The organism is Streptomyces similanensis (assembly GCF_039543625.1).
Taxonomy (GTDB): Bacteria; Actinomycetota; Actinomycetes; order Streptomycetales; family Streptomycetaceae; genus Streptomyces; species Streptomyces similanensis.
Map to the genome: position 1 here is coordinate 1 of NZ_BAABKC010000131.1, position 17,734 is coordinate 17,734.

Here is a 17,734-nt window from a genome sequence, read left to right on the forward strand (position 1 = left end):
CCACCTACTCCTACGACACCGCCGTCGACCCGCGCGGGCTCACCACGTCGATGACCGACTCGGTCGCCGTGGTCTGTCACCTGCTCGACGCCTACCCGGTGGCCGCCGATCAGTGTCGGTAGCCGGTAGCGGTGTAGGCGCCAGCCACCCACCCGTACCGCTCACGGTCGGGACCGGACAGGACGCGCCCGTAGGCCCACCACGCGTCATCGGCCGTGACACCCCAGCATTCCGCGTAGAAGTCGGTGTTCTTCGACAGGACGGTCACGACACGGGAGCTTGTGCCTTTGCCCGCGCGCAGCCGGACGGCTTCGATGGTGTGTAGCTGCGCGCCGGCACCGTCGGTGTTGCACGCCTTGGGCTTGGGCGGCCACGGGCCGGCCGTCGCGGACGGGGATGAGCACATCATGGTGGCGAGGACGGAGACCATTGCAGCCACCGTGCTGATCAGTCGTCGCTTCATACCCGACCAACTGCTGTGCGCAGCTTTGAAGTCACGGGTCGACGGTTGGGATCACCCGGAAGAGCGGCCGGCCAGCTGTCCAGCTCCTGCCCGGTCTCGCCATCGGCGAGGAAGACCTGCGCGGCCGGCAGAGACTCGAACTCGCCCACCCAGCCGGCGGACTTCTGGTCCGCGGCCGCCCGGTCGTTGCACCAGCCCTGCATTACCGCCTGGCTACCCGAGTAGTCGGTCAGGCAGAAGCGACCGCACCGTTCAGGCTTCACGGCGTCCACGCAGTTTCGACAGAAGCCCCTACCGCACCTCGGACCTCGACGGATCCAAGCGCACGTCCCGGCCGCCGGCACTTCACATGCCGAACAGGACCGGCGTTTCGGCGAGAGCGGGTGGATCCGGGCCTGATACCCACAGTGGCGACGCGGGCCTGCGGCCCAGTCCGGCCGCCGGCTCAGCCCGCGGTGGTCCCCTCGAACGCTGCAGGCGCGTCCTGCAGGTCCTGGGCCAGCGGCGGGTGCTCGGTAAGGATCTACTCGAACATCCTGTAGAGCACGCCGGCCCGCGCGTGGCCCAAACTTGCGGAGGTCTCACGCTGGGCGGTCAGCGACGGGTGCAAGTGTGCTCCGGTCATCTGCCTCCGCTCGGCGGTCCGGACTCGCGGACGCATGGGCCTTTGCTGGTCGGGTCGCTGCGGGAGGAGGAAGGGGGGCGCACACCCGTATCGAGTCCGCGCGCTGTTCGGGTTGAGGCCGGTGGGCGGCCATCCGGTTGAGGGTCAGATGGCCCCGCGCCCCGCGCTCGGCGCTGTCCTTCGCCAGGCCTTTGCGCAGGTAGGAAGCATGGAGACGGACGGTCAGCAGTTGCAGCTCACGCAACGAGGAGGCCCGCCCGCGTCTGTATGAACCGGGTGGCGTCGGCTCACCTCCGCTCGGACGGGGGTGAGCCGAAGGTCGAGCGCCGAATCTGCCGGTTCGGCATGTCCACCCGCGCAGGCGGAGGTGGGCCGCAGGAATACTGCCTTCAATCCGCAGGTCGTCCGCGTTTGGCGCGGCGGGCGGCGAGGAGGGAACTGCTTGCGTGCGTGGCTCAAGAGGCTGTGTCGTGCCGGTGGCGCACGTGCGGTTTCGGTGACTGCGCCGTGCGCGCGGCCGTGTTTGAGGAGTGGAGGAGTTTGTTGATGAGTTCGGTGGTCTCCGGTTCCAGCGAGCAGTCCAGTTCGTGGTTGACCTGCTGCACGCGGGTGATCGCGGTGTGGAGCCCGGAGCGGTTCCCGCGCGCGGCCTCGAGACGCATCCAGGCCCGGTAGAGGAGTTCTGCCGTCTCATCGACCTCGAGGCCGATTGCGACGGCTTGGCGTGCGGCGTGGAGGTCGTGGTGGGGTCCTGCGGGGGTCCGGTAGGTGGCCACGGTGTGCGCGACGTCGATGATCCGAGTGATCATTTCCTGCTGGCAGGGCTCGGCCCAGGGCAGCGGCCGGCCGCCGAACGGTCGGCCGCGTACCAGGGAGAGTGCCTTCTCCAGGTCGGGCAGACCGGGCGGTCCCAGCGGCAGGGCGCGTTCGACGAGCTGCAGGAAGCGCGTCCAGTCGCAGCGCACTGCCGGGGTGAGCCGGTAGGGGTCCTCGCCCGACTTGCGGCGCGGTACGTAGGGGTTGCCGCAGGGGTCGCTGCCAAGGGAGGAGCGCAGGCCCTGTATCCGCGCGTTGAGGGTGCTTGTCGACCAGGGACTGACGGGGTCCATGTCGGCACACAGGGCGTCCGCGTTCCGGCCGGGCCGGAAGTACAGCAGTGCGGCGAGTTGTGCCATCCTCGGGCCGTGGCCGGTGCTGTTCACGCCCGTCACCTCGACCGGCCCCAGCACCCTGATTTCCGGGGCATGCGGATCCTGCGCCTCGCGCGCTTCCAGGGCGGCCGTGGCCGGGGTATCCGTCTTGGGTGTCTCCGCCGCGCCGGAGGAGTCCTGTTCAGCCCCGTCCGCCGGGGCCGCTGCGGTGGTGTCCGGCCCGGTCTGGCCGTCGGGCCGTGCCGATGCTGCGGTAGGGGAAGGAAGGCGGAGCCCGGAGGGATCGGTGTCGGCGGCGAGCAGGGCCGGGAAGACCTCGCTGCTGACATCCGTCGTTGCCGTCGCAGACGTGATCGAGACGAGGGCTGTGGGCGCGGCTGTTTCTGGTGCTGCTCGCTCGGGCTGGGGCGTGGTGTCGGGCTCGTCCGGGATGTCCTGCCAGAGGCCTTCGGCCGGGTGGGACGGCTGTCCGGACACCGTCAGCGCGGCGGTGATCTGCTGGTAGGCGGCGTGCTCCAGGCGCTGCACCGTGATGTCGGTGCCGACGTGGTCGAGGGGCTGCGGCTTCGTGAGGGAGGCGTTGATGATCTCGGCTTCGGGAAAGTGGGCGGCCGCGGTGCTCGCCGGGGCGATCAGGGTGACGGGCACCGTACTCGCCCGGTCGATGAGGTCGGCGAACTGCCAGGCCGTGTCTTCGTCCAGGGCGGCGGCGCACAGCATTAGGTATGGCTGATGCTGGGTTTCGGGCATCTGGTGTGCCTCGAGCAGGCGCTCGCCCAGGTCGCGCAGCGCGTGCGCGGTCTGGCGCATGTGGGCGATCCGCGCGGTGGGCAGCAGATGCGGCAGGTCTTCGCCGAATCCCACTGTGACGACTTCGACGTCGGCCGCCCACGGGCTCATCCCGAGTTCCAGCGCGATCGAGGTGCAGACCTCGGTGATGTGGACCGGGTTGCCGTCCAGCAGCAGCGCCGGCAGTCCGGCGAGGTTGAGCAGCAGCAGGTCGCCCGTCTCGGTGGTGCCGATCGTGACCAGCCCCGGATACGGTGCCGGCACGTCGCGGGCGGCCTCGTCGTCCAGGAGGACGGCCTCAGCGGGCAGAGTCCACCAGCCGGGCCGCCCGGCGGTGAAGGGCACCACCGGCTCCTGAGTGAGGTCCTCGGGCAGCACCTCCAGCGCGCGGGTCGCGATCCGGGCGGCGCGCAGCCGCGGCAAGGCCGCGGCCTCCTCTTTCTGCTGCTGGGCGACATGGTGAGCCAGCGTCCGCAGCGCCACGTCCAGCCGGGCAGCGCCGCCGGGCTCGGCGGCCGCCGCCAACTGGGCCTCCGCGGACGACGTCTTTGCCGCGATGGCGATCGTCTCGCCGGGCCTGCGGCGCCGGCGTTGCAGCGTCCTGCGCAGAGCGAGCGCACCGGTGACGCTGGCGGCGAGGAGCGCACCGGCGCCGAGCACGATGCGCAGATTCAGTGGGTTGTCGGCCGGAGATGCTGCCGGGGCCTGAGGGGCGGCGGAGACACCGGCCGGGCCGGACACCTCGGGCGAAGTGGACGGGGAGGACCCGTCGCGCTCCGGCCGCTCGGCCGGAGCAGATGGTACTGACACTCCGGCCGACGCCGATGGATAAGGGGTAGGGGGAGCGGCCTGACGGGTCGCTGGCGTGGCTGTCGGCTTCTCGCTCGTGCTGCCGCCCGGCTTCTTCGCGCCGTGGGGAGTGTGGCTGGCCGGGGGAGTGGTCTCCTGGCCGCCCGGGGCCTCGCTACGGCTGTGGGGCGTCCGGTCGGGCCGGGCTTCGGGGACGGTGATCTGCTGCCCGGTGTAGATGACGTCGGGGTCGGTGATTGCGGGCAGGCCGTGCGGCTGCGGCTTGCCCCGGCTGGCCTCGAACAGCCGCGGCCAGTTCTCACCGTCGCCGAGTTCTTCCTCCGCGATCTTCGAGAGGGAGTCGCCGGAGTGGACTGTGGTGACGTGCGCATCCGTGTCGCCGGTTGCCGCGGCGTTTGTCTCCAGTTGCGCACGTCGTCCCCCCGCGGCCGGGCCGGACTGTGGCATGAGGAGCTTCCAGCCGGGCTGCAGGAAACTGCTCGCGTGGAAGATGGTGCCGTCGGTCATGGCCCGGCCGTCGTTCAGATGGACGATCTCGCGCCACCGCTCGCCGTCCTCCAGCTCCCGCTCGGCGATGCCCCACAAGTTCTCCGCCGGCCGAGTATCGCGCACCGTGTACGTTGGCGACGGCGTGAAGCGCGTGGAGAGGGACGGTCCGGCTCCGGCACCGTCCTGAAGGGCGTCGGCCGTGGCGGCGTGGCCCGGCACTCGGCCGGCCGAGGCCGCCGGCGCGGCCTGGGCATTGGAAGCCAGGGCCGAACTCGCGGGCAGCAGCACCAGGATGCTGCCGATCAGCAGGGCCGCGGCGCGCTGTGAGGCACCCAGACCGCGCGCGGCCTGCCACCGATGGCCCCGCAGCTGCGCGACCAGCTCGCGTACGGCGCAGAAGCTGAACTGCGCCCACCCGATCCAGCCCACCGCGACGAGCAGCAGCAGGAAGGCTGCGCCCGTGTCCTGCCGGTCCAGCAGGTGGCCGAGGTCGTCGTAGCTGGCAGCCCAGATGACCGGGGTGGCCCAGGCCAGCAGGACCGGCAGCCCGATGACCGCGGCGGCCAGGACGTGCAGGCTCAGCACGGCCTTGAAGACCCGGGCCAGCACTGCCGCGGGGGAGCGGGTGGTGGTGCGCATCAGTTTCCTTCGGGAGCGGTGACGCCATGCAGGAGGGTGGCCTTGCCATGGCCGGTTACCGACAACGAGTCGATCCCGGCCACTGACAGGAATCTGGTGTCGTACGAGCTGGTGACGGTGACGCTGAGGGTTTTGCCGTCATCGGACACGCTGACCGCGCCGGTGGCACCGGCGGAGTTCAGGTAGGCCTGTGCCGCGGCGGCTGCGGCTTGGGGATCGATGTCGATCGCGGTGCCGCTGATGGCGTCGGCGGGGTCGATGGCCTGACCGCCGGCCCGGGCGGCCTCGCCGGCGATGTAGTCTGCGCGCTCGGTGGCACGCATCTTGCTCCCGCCGTCGATGGCGATGCCGATGATGCCGATCAGGGCGATGACGCACACGGCGGCGAAGACGGTGACGCCGCCCCGGTCGTCACCTCGGGTCTGCCGCAGCCAACGCACGATCATCAGTCACCTCGCTGTCTGTACCGGTCCACCACTGAGGTCGCTGTCGCTGAGAGGGTCCTGGTTCCCGGCACGCCCGGCACCAGGAGATCGGACAGGCTGACGGTGCATCTCACCGTCACGGTGACCGTTGCGACCTGCCCGACCGCAACGCTCAGTCCGCCGATGTCGACCTGGACGGATGTCGAGGCGCACCGGATGCCCTGGTCGTCGAGGGATTCTGCGGTGGCGGCCCGCGCGGCACCCTGAGAGGCGGCCGCCGTGCGGTGGATGGACGCCTCCCGGGCGGCATCCTCAGCGGCAGAATCGATCTTCGCGCCGGAGGTGACGATCCGGCCGCCGGCGATGGCCAGACACAGGAACATGATCAGGGAGGGAAGGATGACCGCCGCCTCGATCGCGGCACTGCCCTCGTCGCTGCGCAGCTTGCGAGCCCGGCAGGCCCTGTATCGCATGTTGTTCACCCTCCCGGAACCGTCCAGCGCTCCACCGGGCCGGACGCCGACTGCGTGACCCGCAGGCCTGACAGACCGGGGATCATGGACATGGCCGTGCCGGACACCTGGACCCGCACGCGCTGCCCGTCGCTGCTGGCAATGACGCTGTAGCCGCGCAGGCTGTCGCCGGCGGTGCGGTTCAGCACGGCCCGTGCCTGAGCTGCACCGTCGGCTGGACTCGACTGGTAGGCACGGGCCGTGGTGGCGCCCTCGCGGGCCGCGGTCAGGGCTGTCTGCCGGGCGTAGTACCACATGGACGTCTGGATGACGGCCATCGCGGCGACCAGCACGAACGGGAAGACGATCGCGATCTGGACGGATGTGTCACCGCGGTCGTCGCGCCACCTGAGTCTCTGCCACCAGCTGCTCGGCCGCTCGGGCTCGATCATCACAGCCCAGACAGCTTGCCGTTGTACTTGGAGATCACCATGGCGATGGTCCCGGCGATGAGGACGGCACCGGTGACGGCGGCCACCCAGATGATGACGGTCGTGGTGGAGATATCACCGCGGTCCGGCCGGCGGGCGGCCTCCTCGAGGCCCTGGTGCACGCGCGCGGTCAGACGCAGGACCGCACCGTTGGCGCGCGCCCGTGCCCGAGCTGTCCGGCCGCTGTGTTGCGGGCCGCGGGAAGAAGCGGTGTACGGGCCGGGGTGCGGGGCCGTGGCCGCCCGGGGCGCGGCACGGCGCGTGCGGGCTGCGATGTGCTTCATGTTCTCTTCCTCTTTGGGGTGTTGGTCGAAGGGGGTTTTCACACGGTCAGCATGCGGATCACGGCGGGGAAGGCCATCAGCAGCATCACCAGGACGGCCAGCAGGGCTCCGGGCGCGGTCATCTTCTCGCTCGCCGTGTTCGCCTCGGCGGCCTGAGCTGCCAGCAGCTCGGCGTTGAGCGCCGCGGTGCGGGCGCGCAGCGCCTTGTAGACGGCGGCGCCGTCGGTGGCCGAGCCGCGCATGATGTCGGCGACGTCGTCCAGGACGGGCAGCTCGTACTCGGCGGCGAGTTCCGTGAGTGCTTGATAGGGCGGGATCTTTTCCAGCCGGGCCCGGCGCAGGGCTCCCTGCAGGTACAGGAAGGGCCAGCCCTCGCCGACTGCCGCCGCCTTCTCCAGGGCCTCGGCGGGGCCGGCGTCGGCGGCCCGCTTGAGGGCGACCAGGTCGAGGTAGGCGGACAGGGCGTGCGCGAACTCCTCCCGCGCCCGCTTGGCCTGGTCCCGCACAGCAAGATCCGGGGTGATGAACAACAGCACCGCGATGATGAGCCCGACGCCGGCGGGTACGGAGAACGGCAGGTCCACGCCAGCGATGATCCACGGGATCGTCGCGATCACCGGGCAGAGCAGGCCCAGCGCGGCGAGCGCGGTTTTCTTCAGTATGAACTGGCCCGGTCCCTGCCCGAGCAGCGCCAGGTTCGTGGTCGGAACCCTCACGCCGGGCACCCGCTCCAGGCGTACCAGCAGCCACCGGCCCCACATTTCCTCGCGGAGCAGTTCCGGCTCGGGCATCGTCAGCGCGGCCGGGGCACTGCGCTTCAGAGCTGGCCCCAACGCGGGCTGAGGGGCGAGCAGTTCCCTGACCAGGAGCGCGACGCCGGCGCCGACCGTGCCGCCGGTCAGGACAACAGGGAGCCAATTCATGGCGTAACTCCTTCCGCCTCGCGAGCGGGGGCCGTCGGGTCCGGGTCCGCTGCGGGCGCCGGCAGACGGACGGTGCTGGTCGGGTCGGTGACCAGGAAGCGCGGGATGCGGCGGAAGGAGCCCAGCTGCCGTATCAAGGCGAGGACGCCGACGAACCCGGCTGTCAGGAAGGCGAGTACGAGCTGCCCCAGCAGCGTTGAGTACGGTTTCGTGTAGCTGGGTACGAAGAACCCGGCCACCACGACCCCGACGGTGATGATCGTCATCCAGCGAACGGTGGTGCGCGGCTTGGCCCGGTCCGCCTCGATGGCTCGCTTGCGGGCGACCTCCTCGCCCACCGTGCCCGACAGGTCCTCCAGCGCCTGTGCCAGACCCGGGCCGCGGTCGTTGACGGACAGGATGATCGCCGCGGTCACCTTGTCGGCGGTGACGTCGTCCAGGTCGTCGGCGAACGCGCGCAGCGCTTTGTCCGGCCGCCAGCCCAGGCGCAGCCGGTCGGACAGGTTGTTGATCTGCGGGGCGAGTTCGTCCGGCGCCCCCTGACGGCTGGTGATCATCGCCTGCTCCAGGCCCATGCCCAGCCGCAGCAGGCCGGCCAGCCGCTGGGTCCACTCGCTTAGCGCCTCCAGCTGGCCGATGCGCTCCTGCGCCATCTGCGCCGGGGTGATCAGCCAGGGTACGCCGATGACGGCCGCGCCGAGCAGTGCACCGCCGACGAAGTTCCCGGAGACCAGCCACGCGGCCACGAACACCACGGCGGCCGCGACGCTGAGGCTCCGCCGTCGCATCCGGACTTCCTCGCTCTGAGTCCTCCCGCCGCGCAGAGCAGTCCAGCGCTGGCCAAGCGGAGCACGCCGAGGCGCCGTCGTGCCAACGACGCCTGCCACGACACCGATCAGTCCACCGACGACGGCCATGCCGCACAACAGGGCGAACAATAGGGTCATCGGCTGCCCCCCACCTTCAGCGGCAGCGGTGCCGGCCAGGTCCCGCACGGCTCCCGCAGCAGGCCGGAGTCGAAGCCGACGCGGCGCAGGTCGTCGATGCAGGACGGGTCCATCCGCGGCACCGCCCGCAGCTCCCCCCACTCGCGGCCGGGAGAGAAGATCTCATTGGTGGCGGGCCGGCCGTTCTCGCCGATCCCGGTGAGCTCCAGGACATGGGAGACGTATCGGTGGCGGCGCCCGCCGATCTGTGTCTCGTCCGTCATGTCGACATAGACGATGAAGTCCAGACCGTTGGCGGTCTGCCGGTAGGCGAGCTGCTCGGACAGGTTGTCCTGGGCGAGCGCGTACAGCTCGGCGATTCGGTCGAAGATGATGTCCGGGCGCCGCGCGTGAATGGTGCACAGATTGCCGCCCGAACCGTTGGTCAGCGCCTGCATCATCGCGACGACCTCGGGGCCGCGGACCTCGCCGACCACGATCCGCTCCAGCGACATGCGCAGCGCCGGATGCATCAGGTCCAGTAGCGTGACCTCACCGGCTCCGCGGCCGGTGACGTCCTTCTCCCCGTTGGACTCACGCCCGACCAGTGACACGACCTGCCTGTGGTAGCCGTTGGCGTGGGCGAACAGCTCGTCCTCGGTCTGAATGGTCGCGAACCGGCACTCCGGGTCGAACTCCTTGAGCATCGCCCGCATCAGCGTGGTCTTCCCCGCCTTCTGCTTCCCCGCGATCATGATGTTCTTCTCGGCGCGCACAGCGGCGCCCAAAAACGCACGCAGAACCGGGTCGATGGTCCCCAGCCGCACCAGTTCGTCCAGACCGGCGTGCGCCACCCGATGGCGGCGGATGACCGCGTAAGTCATCGGCCCCAACCCGGTGATGGCCTGAAGACGGGAGCCGTCCGGAAGGGACAGAGCCAGGGTGGGGTTCGCGGTGGAGATGGTCCGCTCGCTGTGCTCGGACCCCCGGGCCAGCTCCCGCAACAGCTCCAGCAGTTCCTCCTCGGTGTCGGCGACCGGGCCGACCCGGCGGCGCTCACCGTCGCCGTAGTCGAGCCACACCTCATGCGGGCCCTGGATGATGATGTCCTCGACCCGGGCATCGTCCAGATACGGCTGCAGCCGGCCGGCCCGGAAGAGGAGATCGTAGACGGCGCGCCGCAGCGCCTCGTCCTCCTGCGGCGTCATTGCCTGGGCGTCCGACCACACCGCGACCGCCTCGGCGATCCAGTTCAGGCACCGCTGTTCCTCACTGGCCCGGTCCATGTCCGGCTTGATCTTCAGCAGTTCCTCGCGCTGCTTGGCGACCTGGGACGCAATGCCCCGTGCCATCCGGTAGTCGACGGTGATCTGGGGAGCGGCCGTGCCCAGGACACCGGTACTCGATGCGGCACCCGCGGCCGCCGGTGCGCTGCCCTCCCGGGGCGCCCGCGGCGGCGGCGCCACCGTGGGGTCGGGGTGCAGGGGCTCAGCGCGCACGGGTCACCTCCCCGCCTGCCGTGTGCAGGCCGCGCGGGTCGAGGCGGGCACGGCGCAGCGCTGCCCGCTGAACCAGCAGTGTGCTGCCCGTGCGAGCGGCCCTCATGAGCGGCGATTTGGTGAAGTGCCGCGGCTGTTCGGCGCCGTCCGAAAGGACGCGGGCGTCCTTCGGCGTGTACGGCAGGGTGACGATCACCGGTACCTGCAGCACACGCTGCACCTCGCCCGCCGGATAGGGCCCTTCATCGATCATGATCAGCCCCATATCGCCCACCCGCTCCTGCAGCGCACGCACCCGGCCCTCCGCCGCCTGGAGGCAGCGCAGGCTGTTGCGGACCACCACGAAAGTGGCGTCGGCCTGTTCGGCCAGAACCCCGGACGGGCCGTAGGCGCCCCGGCGGCCGAGGTCGATGAGGACGTCGTGGCCGCTCTCGGCCTCGATGCCGCGGAACATCCGCGCGAGGATCTTCCAGACCGAGGTGAGGCTCGCCGACTGCGTCGGGTCGGTGGTGCCGGGCAGCAGCAGCCGGTCACGCGGTGACCCCCGCTCGCTGTCCGTGCCGCTGAGGTCGATCAGCTGTCGCCAGAACGCGTCGCTGAACTCACCGGGTTTGCGAGCGGCGACCGAGAGGTTACGCAGCCCGTAGCGGTCCCCGAGCGTGCCTTGCAGCAGGCCGTGCAGCACCGCCCCGCCGTCCGGGTCGCACTCGGCGAGGATCATCCGCCGGTTCGCCTCCAGCGGCCACGACAGAAGCAGGGCCAAGGCGCTCGTCGTCACGCCGGGTGCACCGCTGCAACCTGCAAGGGCGATCACAGCCATCAGTGACCGTCCGGGGCAGCGAGGACCAGCCGCAAAGTGCCGGCCGCCTCCCAAGCGGCGGCCGCCGGGCCGTCAGTGGCGGAGACGGCGACATCGACGACCACCACGCCCGTACCGGGGGCGGCGCCGGACGCCTTCACCACACGGCCGCCGATGGTCTGCGGCGCGTCGTCGGATGTCCTGCCGGTGTCGGTCGTCCCCGGGGCTGGCACGTGCACCAACTCGAGCCTCTGGCCAGGGACAAGAGTGCTGGCCGGGATCTGCTTGGGCTCCAGACCGATCGGCACCAGCTGCTCGCCGGCCTTCACCAGCGAGTCCTTCGTCACCTGTGCAGGAGTCAGCAGGGAGCCGGGCTTGAGTTCCACGGCGGCCCGCTTGCCCACCACCGACTTCAGGTCGTCAGCGTGTACCGACTTGACGGCCGGGTCCAAAGCGATGGAGGCCGTTCCGAGATCGGCCTCGGTGAGGACCTGGCCGACCTGGACGTTACGGGTGACAGTCACTGCCTCGGTACGGTCGCTTACTTGGAGCAGCAGGACGGCCACGCCGGCGCCGCCGGCCGCGATCAGCGCCAGCGAGAGGGCGATGACACCTGGGCGTCGCCTGCGCGCCGACACCCGGGGCGGCGCCACGGGTCCGGCAGTGCGTCCCTGCTGGGAGGCGCTGTTCGGGGCTGTCTCTGCACGTTCTTGGGTCTTGCTCACGGTTCTGTCCTTCCGGCGGCGTTACCTGACGACCTGTACTTCGCCGACCGCCACCTGCACGTTCGTCTGCCGGACCTCGTTGAGCTGACCGGTCTGTCCGTCGCCCTGCCAGTTGATCGTCCACGTCGAAGTCGCGTTCACCGGGAACTTGCCGTTCCGAGCACCGGCCGAGGCCTTGGAGTACACATGTCCGCAGGTCGGAGACTGGGCCATACCCGCGGATGACGTGTAGGGCGTGCCGGGGCCGGCGCAGGCAACGGAGGCGCCGTCGCCCATCGCCCAGACGATTCTCGACACCTTTGCGGTCGCGGTGACGGTGATGCCACCCGCAGAGGCCGATGCGGTGTTCGGTCCGTAGGTCGTCGCGCTGCGGTTGACCCACATCCACATCGGAACACCGACCGTGTACTTCCCGGCCGCGCGCGGGCTGGCGATGTCCGGGCCCAACAGCGTCATGGAGTCGACTGCACGCTGGGCCAGCTCCCGAGGGTCGACCTGCGGCACAGGGGGCTGGCCCGCCGCCTCCACGACGAAGCCGTCCGGGTTGTCCTGACCGCCGTCCGAGCACCCGTAGAAGTACAGGTCGTTCTTCTGAGGGTCGGCGCCCTTCCAGCCTGGGAATTCGGCGGGAGGCTTCGGATCGACCTTGAGGTACTTGCAGGCCACTCCGCTGCTGCCGTGGTCGCTGGCGCTCCGTGAGTCGCCCACCTGCCGGGCGATTCCGCTGGTTCGCTCATCGGTGCCGACGTGGACACAGAATTTGATGACCTCGCACTTGCCTGCATCGACGTCGGGATCACCGTCAGAGTGCGCGACGCCCACCGAGGCCAGGACCAGGACACCGGTGAGCGGAGCGAGGTGCTGGGCTAGCAAGCTTGCTCTTGAGCGGTCAACTTCGTGACCATCCACTTTGTCCCCCACTTTTCGAGCGTCGCGGTGCTCACGTATCTGACGAACCGCGATGCGGGCAGCTGGACCTTCTTCTTCGAGGTCTTGTCGATCAGCGTCCAGTGCGTGGTGTCGACGCAGTCAGTGATCGTGGCCGTGGGGATCTTGACGTTGGTCACCTTCACGACCCGCGGATGGATCACCGGCTTGCCCGTGGTCACCTCGCCGGCCTTCCGCATGACCGCGAGGTCGTGTTCTATGTCGAACAGGGCCCTCAGGGTGGTGGTCGACTTCAGACTGGTACCCGCCGAGGATGCCTTGCTGTATGCCGCGGTCTGCGCATCCCACGAACTGGCCGAGAGGACGGCAGCGTTTTCAGAAGCGGGGCTGGCGCCGGCGCTGGCGGATGGCGAGACAGCCGTCGGACCGGAATGGGACTTGGACGACGTGTTCGAGTTGCTTTCACTGCATCCGGCCAGCGTCACCAGGCTGCCAAGGAGGAGCAGTGCCGTTGCATGCTTCCGGGTGCGGATTGCGGCGGTGTTCAGCCGTAATGAGTGCTGTGGTCTGGTCACGTTGTCTCCCCGTATTGCGCGGTGCGGTAGGCCGCCGTCCTTGAGGCCTGCCGTACGGCGGTTCAGCATCACGGCTTGTTTTGTCTGCGGTGATCCATTTGCGTGATCGCAAGATTACGCAGAGGACGGCCAACCCTCCAACTTGTTGGGGCAGTTCGGCGTTGAGAAGTGGGCGCATCCGGTTACTGTCGGATCGGGATATCGGTTTGTAATTCTGTGTATTCGCTTGTCGCGACCGTACATTCGCCGACCTCTCGTCGCGTGGGACACCTCGTGCGCTTCCTCCGTCTGTGCCAACGAGATGACCGGCCGCCGGTTCTGCTGATGGTCTGTTCCGGTGACGCAGCGGGCTGACGGGTACGGGACGGGTGCGTGGAGAAGGCGGTCAGCGCTCCGTTCATCTCTGGGCCGCGGCCGCCTGGACAAGGCTGGTCCACGGGCGATCCGGGGATGGATCACTCGTACTCCTCTTTCGCCAGACGTCCGGCGCCGGTCTCGCTGCGGGAGCGTTCGGTGAGGAAGTCGGCGACACGGGCGATCTGTTCGGCTGCGCGTGCGGTGAGCTGGTCCAACGGGAGCGCTCCGGCGTTCGCGAGGGCGGCGTGCTCCAGTGCGGGAACCTTCCGTGGGCGGGCCTGAGCTGCGAAGACCACGTCGAGATGGGGTCCGCGCAGTTGGACCGGACCGACGCGGCGCCCGTGCACGTTCATGGAGACGAAGTGCTCGAAACGCTCCATGGTGGCCACCCGATCCGGGCTGGGGTTGTTGCCCCACTCTGCGGTGATCGGCGCGATCGCGGACTTCGACCCGGCGGTTGTGGCCAGGGTGGAGGCGTTCTGCAGCAGAGACAGCCGCACCGGCGAGGGAAGCCGGGCCAACAATTGCGTCATCCCGTGGACTTGGCACCTGTATTTGCGGAAGTCCTCGAACATGGCCGCGATGGTTTCCGGCGCCGCACCCGTCAGGGTGATCAACTCGTCGAAGTACGGACGGAACGGCACCCGCCTGGCTTCCGGGGTGTCACGTCGGGAGCGCACGGCCCGCAGCAGATCGCGGGCGAGCAGAGCGGTCACAAGCCGGTCCGTGGGCCCGTTGCCGCCCGGGCACACCCACACGATCATCCTGGAGTCCATCGCCGCGCGAATGTTGTACACCCCGACGGGCTGTCCAAGGAAGCCGCGGGTGACGGGGTTGGCGGCCAGCCGGGCAATCGGGTTGAGGACCACGGCGAACGAGTCCGGCGGCAGGGTCGGAAACACCCCGTTCCACCATGCGCGGGTCTCCTCGTCCAGCCGGTCGGCCACCGCGGCCAGCGCTCCCCTCCGAAAGGCGGGGTCGGTGAGCAGTGCCCGTACGTGGAAGATCGTGGCCTGGTCCTCGGGGCGGCCGGCCTGGCAGGCGGCCGCGTTGACCGCGACCAGGGCGGAGATCGCGGCGGTCAGGATGGTGAGGGCACGCGGGGCCGTCGCGTCGTCCCAGGCCAGGGCGGAGGCATAGGCGTCGGTGACCGCCTCTACGACCTCGTGTGCCGCCTGGCCGTGATGCATGCCGAGCGGGTTCCACGAACTCACGCGCGCGTTGGGACCGAGACCGTTGAGGTCGACGAGCGCGATCCGGTGCATGAGGTGCTCGTGCGCCAGGAACGTGGTGGCCCGAGGCCAGGAGTCACGGTGAGGATCGACGAACATCAGGCCGCCCCCGGCATGGGCCCAGCCGATCGCCTGCGCCAGCGCCCTCTCCGTCTTGCCTCCGCCGGCCTTGCCCACCCCGACCTCGAAGAGGGTCTCCTCGGCGTAGGTGGCGACCAGGCGCTCGCGGCCGTCGGTGCCCCGGTAGATGCCCTGGAGCAGCAAGTCGGGATCGCCGAACGCGAACGTCGGAAGGTCACCGGCCAGCACCGGCAGACGGCAGTGTGCTGTGGGAGGCTTGAGCAGCCCGGTCAGCTCCTCCAGCCGCGCCCAGTTCGCCTGGGGCGGCTGGCAGTGCCCCCGGTTCCAGCGGCGTTCGAAGCCACGTTTGGTGGGCCACTGGTCGGCCCCGATCCGCCAGGGGCCCAGCCGCCAGCCGCGCATGGCCCACCGGGAGCGGCCGCCGAAGACGTCCAGCGCAGCCTGGAGCTGGGCAAGCCTCGCATGAGCACGGCCTTCGGTGTTCGATGCGCACATCACCAGCAGCTGGACCCGGACCAGGTGGTCGTCGTCGGCGAGTTTGCCCAGCGCCAGGGCCGGATCCACCCGGCGCGGTACCGGCGGCATGACCAACCGCCGTCCGGCGCCCGCGGCCGGCTTGTCACTGAGGAGCTGCTGGAGCTGCCAGGTGAGGGAGTCCTCGATGCCGCTCGCGTCCTGGCGCAGCCAGCGCGCGGCCCGCTGGGCCTCGCGGCGTTCGGACCGGCGCGCGGCACCCATCAGCTGCAGACGGCGCGCCCGCAGTGCCCACTTCGGGGCACGCTGGATGTCGAGGCGGATCTCGGCGAGGTCGCCGAGCTCGGCGCGCAGGTCGGCCACGGCGTCCACCAGGGGCTGAAGAGGATCGGGAGTGAGGGGGACCTCGCGCAGCGGCGCCGTGAGCTTGCCGCGCAGGATGAATTCCGCGCGCACCGTGTGTTCGCGCGGCTCATCGACTGTCGGCCGGGCTCGGTTGACAGTGACGTCCGGCCCGAACGGAGTGATCGACAGGAGTCGTTGGCCCCCGACCGGCCCCTCGATGCGATAGCGCAACGGCGCGGTGCCGTCCGCACGCAGCCGGATCTGCACGGCCTTCGATCGGCGGGGTGCCCACCAGGGCACGGCCGTGGAAGCGCGGGCGAGTTGGACACCCTGGCGGAAGATCTCTTCCAGGTTTGGGGAGAAGTGCCGGTTGGAGACGAGCTCCAAGGCCATCCGCTGGGCCGAAGCCTTCACCGCGAGGAAACGCACCACCAGTTCACATGTGGCCCAGCACACGCCGATGGCCACGGCGGCCAGGTACCAGTACGCGTAGAGCCGGTCGGCGGCACCGATCAGGCCCATCACCAGGCCGAGTACGGAATCCACCTTGCTGCTCCCCTCTTCTGAGTCGTTCGGGTGAAGTGCCAGTCGGTGATCCGCAGATCGGTTAAGGTGCCGGCACGGTCTATTCCCGCCCACACAAGGTGGACCACCGCCTGGTCCGGGCTGGTACCGCGGCGGGCCACCGCGGCCTGGATCCGGAAGCGAGCGGTGGCGAACGCCGGCGCCATCGCCCCGTCCGAGTGAGGAAAGACGTCTGGCCAGTGGGCGCGGCCGACGCCGGTGGCGTCCGCGTGCAGCAGGGCGCGGCCGGCGGCGAGGAGCGTCCGCTCGTCGGCGGCGGGCAGATCGGCCGGCCAGGCCTCCTCGAGGGAGTGCTGGACGGCCTGGTCGGCGGCAACGCCCTCGCCGTGCGGCGGCAGCGCGGATGCGAGGGCCGAAGGAGTCGATGCACCGGATGCCGCAGTGAGCTCCGTGGGCGTGTCCCGCTGACTGACCGAGGGCGCAGCGGCCGATGACGGCTGTGCGGCCGCGTATGTGCTTGAGGGCGCCGGGAACGGCGCCTGCTGGCGGTGCGGCATGCCCAGGAGCGCGATGCCGCCCGTGGCGGTGAGGATGGCGGTGCTCAGCATCAGCAGACGCGGGGAGCGCGGGGGCGTGGTCACAGCAGGCGTGCTCCTCCCGCGTAGCCGGACACCGCGTTCACCGGGTCCAGCCGCACGACGGTGCCAGGCCGGGGAGCATTGATCATCTGGCCTCTGCCGGTGTAGATGCCGACGTGGTAGATCGTGGAATCGCGTCCGGGGGAGTAGGCGTAGAAGACGAGGTCGCCCGGCTTGAGGGCGGCCGTGCCGAGGCCGGCGGGAATGCGCCTGCCGACGCCGGCTTGCGCGGCCGCGGTGCGCGGCAGGCTGATGCCGGCCCTCGCGTAGGCGTAGGTGGTCAGTCCCGAGCAGTCGAAGCCCTTGATGCTGGCGCCGCTCTTGCCGCCGGGTGAGCAGCAGATCCCATTTGAGGGTCCGTGCACGGTGCCTCCGCCCCAGGAGTAGGGGACCCCGCGCTGGGAAAGCGCGGCCTGGATGACGCCGAGGGCATTGCCCGTGACGTTCTCCAGATCCGGGCTCTCGGCGGCTGCCGCGTACTGATCGATCCATCCCAATACGTTCGCCACGTACTCGGCGGAGTGGTTGTACTTCCAGATGGCACCCGCCAACTGCGTTCGCTTGGACAGGTCACGGCCGCTTCCGCACAGGTGGATCGCGGCGCCGAGGGCGGCGTCGTCGGCGTTGTGCGGGTCGGCGACCTGGTCGCCGCTTGCGTCCTTGCCGATCGATTTCCAGGTGGAGGGCAGGAACTGGAAGGGGCCGACGGCACGCTCCCCGTTCGCGGTGCCGTCCCACTTGCCGCCGTCGGTGTCCGGGACGCCGGTGGTGTTGCCGCCCTGGCCGGAGCCGTTGAGGAGCACTCCGTAGATCTTGGGGCGGATGTCGCCGTTGGCGGCGATGTTGCGTCCGGCAGCGTGGTTGGATTCGGCCTTAGCGATGCCGGCCAGGACCGGCCAGCCCATGCCCTGGCACTTCGGCACGTCCTTTCCGGCCTGCTGGACGGCCTTCTTGTAGGCGGTCAGCATGCGGGCGGGGATGTCGGCTGCGCTGCCCCCGTCGGCGGTCCCGCGGTCGTTGCGGGCACCCGTTGTCAGCGCGAGGTAGGCGCTGATCGCGTTTCCCACCGGTGCGGCGCAGCACACGGCGGCGAACATCAGCAGCGCCACCATGCACCCCCACCACCGCA

General features: G+C 70.1%; 17 protein-coding genes. All 17 read right to left on the reverse strand.

What is annotated here, in order from left to right; translation table 11 throughout:
- Nucleotides 1–109: 109 nt before the first annotated feature.
- The gene (locus ABEB07_RS35475) at nucleotides 110–430 is read right to left on the reverse strand and encodes an SH3 domain-containing protein (protein WP_345672175.1); all 321 of its coding nucleotides are present in this window, start codon (nucleotides 428–430) and stop codon (nucleotides 110–112) included.
- 29 nt (nucleotides 431–459) lie between these two features.
- A complete protein-coding gene (locus ABEB07_RS35480; protein ID WP_345672176.1) occupies nucleotides 460–735 on the reverse strand; it encodes a hypothetical protein in 276 nt (91 codons plus the stop codon).
- An 808-nt stretch (nucleotides 736–1,543) separates the two neighbouring features.
- Nucleotides 1,544–4,966: a hypothetical protein gene (locus ABEB07_RS35485; protein WP_345672177.1), complete on the reverse strand. Its 3,423-nt coding sequence runs from the start codon at nucleotides 4,964–4,966 to the stop codon at nucleotides 1,544–1,546.
- The gene (locus ABEB07_RS35490) at nucleotides 4,966–5,412 is read right to left on the reverse strand and encodes a pilus assembly protein TadG-related protein (protein ID WP_345672178.1); all 447 of its coding nucleotides are present in this window, start codon (nucleotides 5,410–5,412) and stop codon (nucleotides 4,966–4,968) included. Before ABEB07_RS35490 ends, ABEB07_RS35485 begins: the two co-directional genes overlap by 1 nt.
- The gene (locus ABEB07_RS35495; protein ID WP_345672179.1) at nucleotides 5,412–5,864 is read right to left on the reverse strand and encodes a TadE/TadG family type IV pilus assembly protein; all 453 of its coding nucleotides are present in this window, start codon (nucleotides 5,862–5,864) and stop codon (nucleotides 5,412–5,414) included. Before ABEB07_RS35495 ends, ABEB07_RS35490 begins: the two co-directional genes overlap by 1 nt.
- Before the next feature lie 5 nt (nucleotides 5,865–5,869).
- Nucleotides 5,870–6,295: a TadE/TadG family type IV pilus assembly protein gene (locus ABEB07_RS35500; RefSeq protein ID WP_345672180.1), complete on the reverse strand. Its 426-nt coding sequence runs from the start codon at nucleotides 6,293–6,295 to the stop codon at nucleotides 5,870–5,872.
- Entirely contained in the window at nucleotides 6,295–6,474 is a 180-nt protein-coding gene (locus ABEB07_RS35505) for a hypothetical protein (RefSeq protein WP_345672216.1), read from the reverse strand. The genes ABEB07_RS35500 and ABEB07_RS35505 overlap by 1 nt, the downstream gene beginning before the upstream one ends.
- Nucleotides 6,475–6,656: 182 nt before the next feature.
- A complete protein-coding gene (locus ABEB07_RS35510; protein ID WP_345672181.1) occupies nucleotides 6,657–7,541 on the reverse strand; it encodes a type II secretion system F family protein in 885 nt (294 codons plus the stop codon).
- Nucleotides 7,538–8,488, reverse strand: coding sequence for a type II secretion system F family protein (locus ABEB07_RS35515; protein WP_345672182.1), 951 nt, complete (start codon nucleotides 8,486–8,488; stop codon nucleotides 7,538–7,540). The genes ABEB07_RS35510 and ABEB07_RS35515 overlap by 4 nt, the downstream gene beginning before the upstream one ends.
- Nucleotides 8,485–9,966, reverse strand: a complete 1,482-nt coding sequence (locus tag ABEB07_RS35520) for a CpaF family protein (protein ID WP_345672183.1) — start codon at nucleotides 9,964–9,966, stop codon at nucleotides 8,485–8,487. Before ABEB07_RS35520 ends, ABEB07_RS35515 begins: the two co-directional genes overlap by 4 nt.
- Entirely contained in the window at nucleotides 9,956–10,786 is an 831-nt protein-coding gene (locus tag ABEB07_RS35525; RefSeq protein WP_345672184.1) for a hypothetical protein, read from the reverse strand. The genes ABEB07_RS35520 and ABEB07_RS35525 overlap by 11 nt, the downstream gene beginning before the upstream one ends.
- Nucleotides 10,786–11,490, reverse strand: a complete 705-nt coding sequence (locus ABEB07_RS35530) for an SAF domain-containing protein (RefSeq protein WP_345672185.1) — start codon at nucleotides 11,488–11,490, stop codon at nucleotides 10,786–10,788. Before ABEB07_RS35530 ends, ABEB07_RS35525 begins: the two co-directional genes overlap by 1 nt.
- Nucleotides 11,491–11,511: 21 nt before the next feature.
- Nucleotides 11,512–12,363 (reverse strand): ATP/GTP-binding protein, encoded by an 852-nt coding sequence (locus ABEB07_RS35535; RefSeq protein WP_345672186.1) that lies wholly within the window; start codon nucleotides 12,361–12,363, stop codon nucleotides 11,512–11,514.
- Nucleotides 12,357–12,953 (reverse strand): hypothetical protein, encoded by a 597-nt coding sequence (locus tag ABEB07_RS35540; protein WP_345672187.1) that lies wholly within the window; start codon nucleotides 12,951–12,953, stop codon nucleotides 12,357–12,359. The genes ABEB07_RS35535 and ABEB07_RS35540 overlap by 7 nt, the downstream gene beginning before the upstream one ends.
- A 455-nt stretch (nucleotides 12,954–13,408) precedes the next feature.
- Nucleotides 13,409–15,964, reverse strand: coding sequence for an ATP/GTP-binding protein (locus ABEB07_RS35545; protein WP_345672217.1), 2,556 nt, complete (start codon nucleotides 15,962–15,964; stop codon nucleotides 13,409–13,411).
- Nucleotides 15,964–16,608, reverse strand: a complete 645-nt coding sequence (locus tag ABEB07_RS35550; protein ID WP_345672188.1) for a hypothetical protein — start codon at nucleotides 16,606–16,608, stop codon at nucleotides 15,964–15,966. The genes ABEB07_RS35545 and ABEB07_RS35550 overlap by 1 nt, the downstream gene beginning before the upstream one ends.
- Nucleotides 16,605–17,717: a C40 family peptidase gene (locus ABEB07_RS35555; protein WP_345672189.1), complete on the reverse strand. Its 1,113-nt coding sequence runs from the start codon at nucleotides 17,715–17,717 to the stop codon at nucleotides 16,605–16,607. The genes ABEB07_RS35550 and ABEB07_RS35555 overlap by 4 nt, the downstream gene beginning before the upstream one ends.
- Between the last annotated feature and the right edge of the window lie 17 nt (nucleotides 17,718–17,734).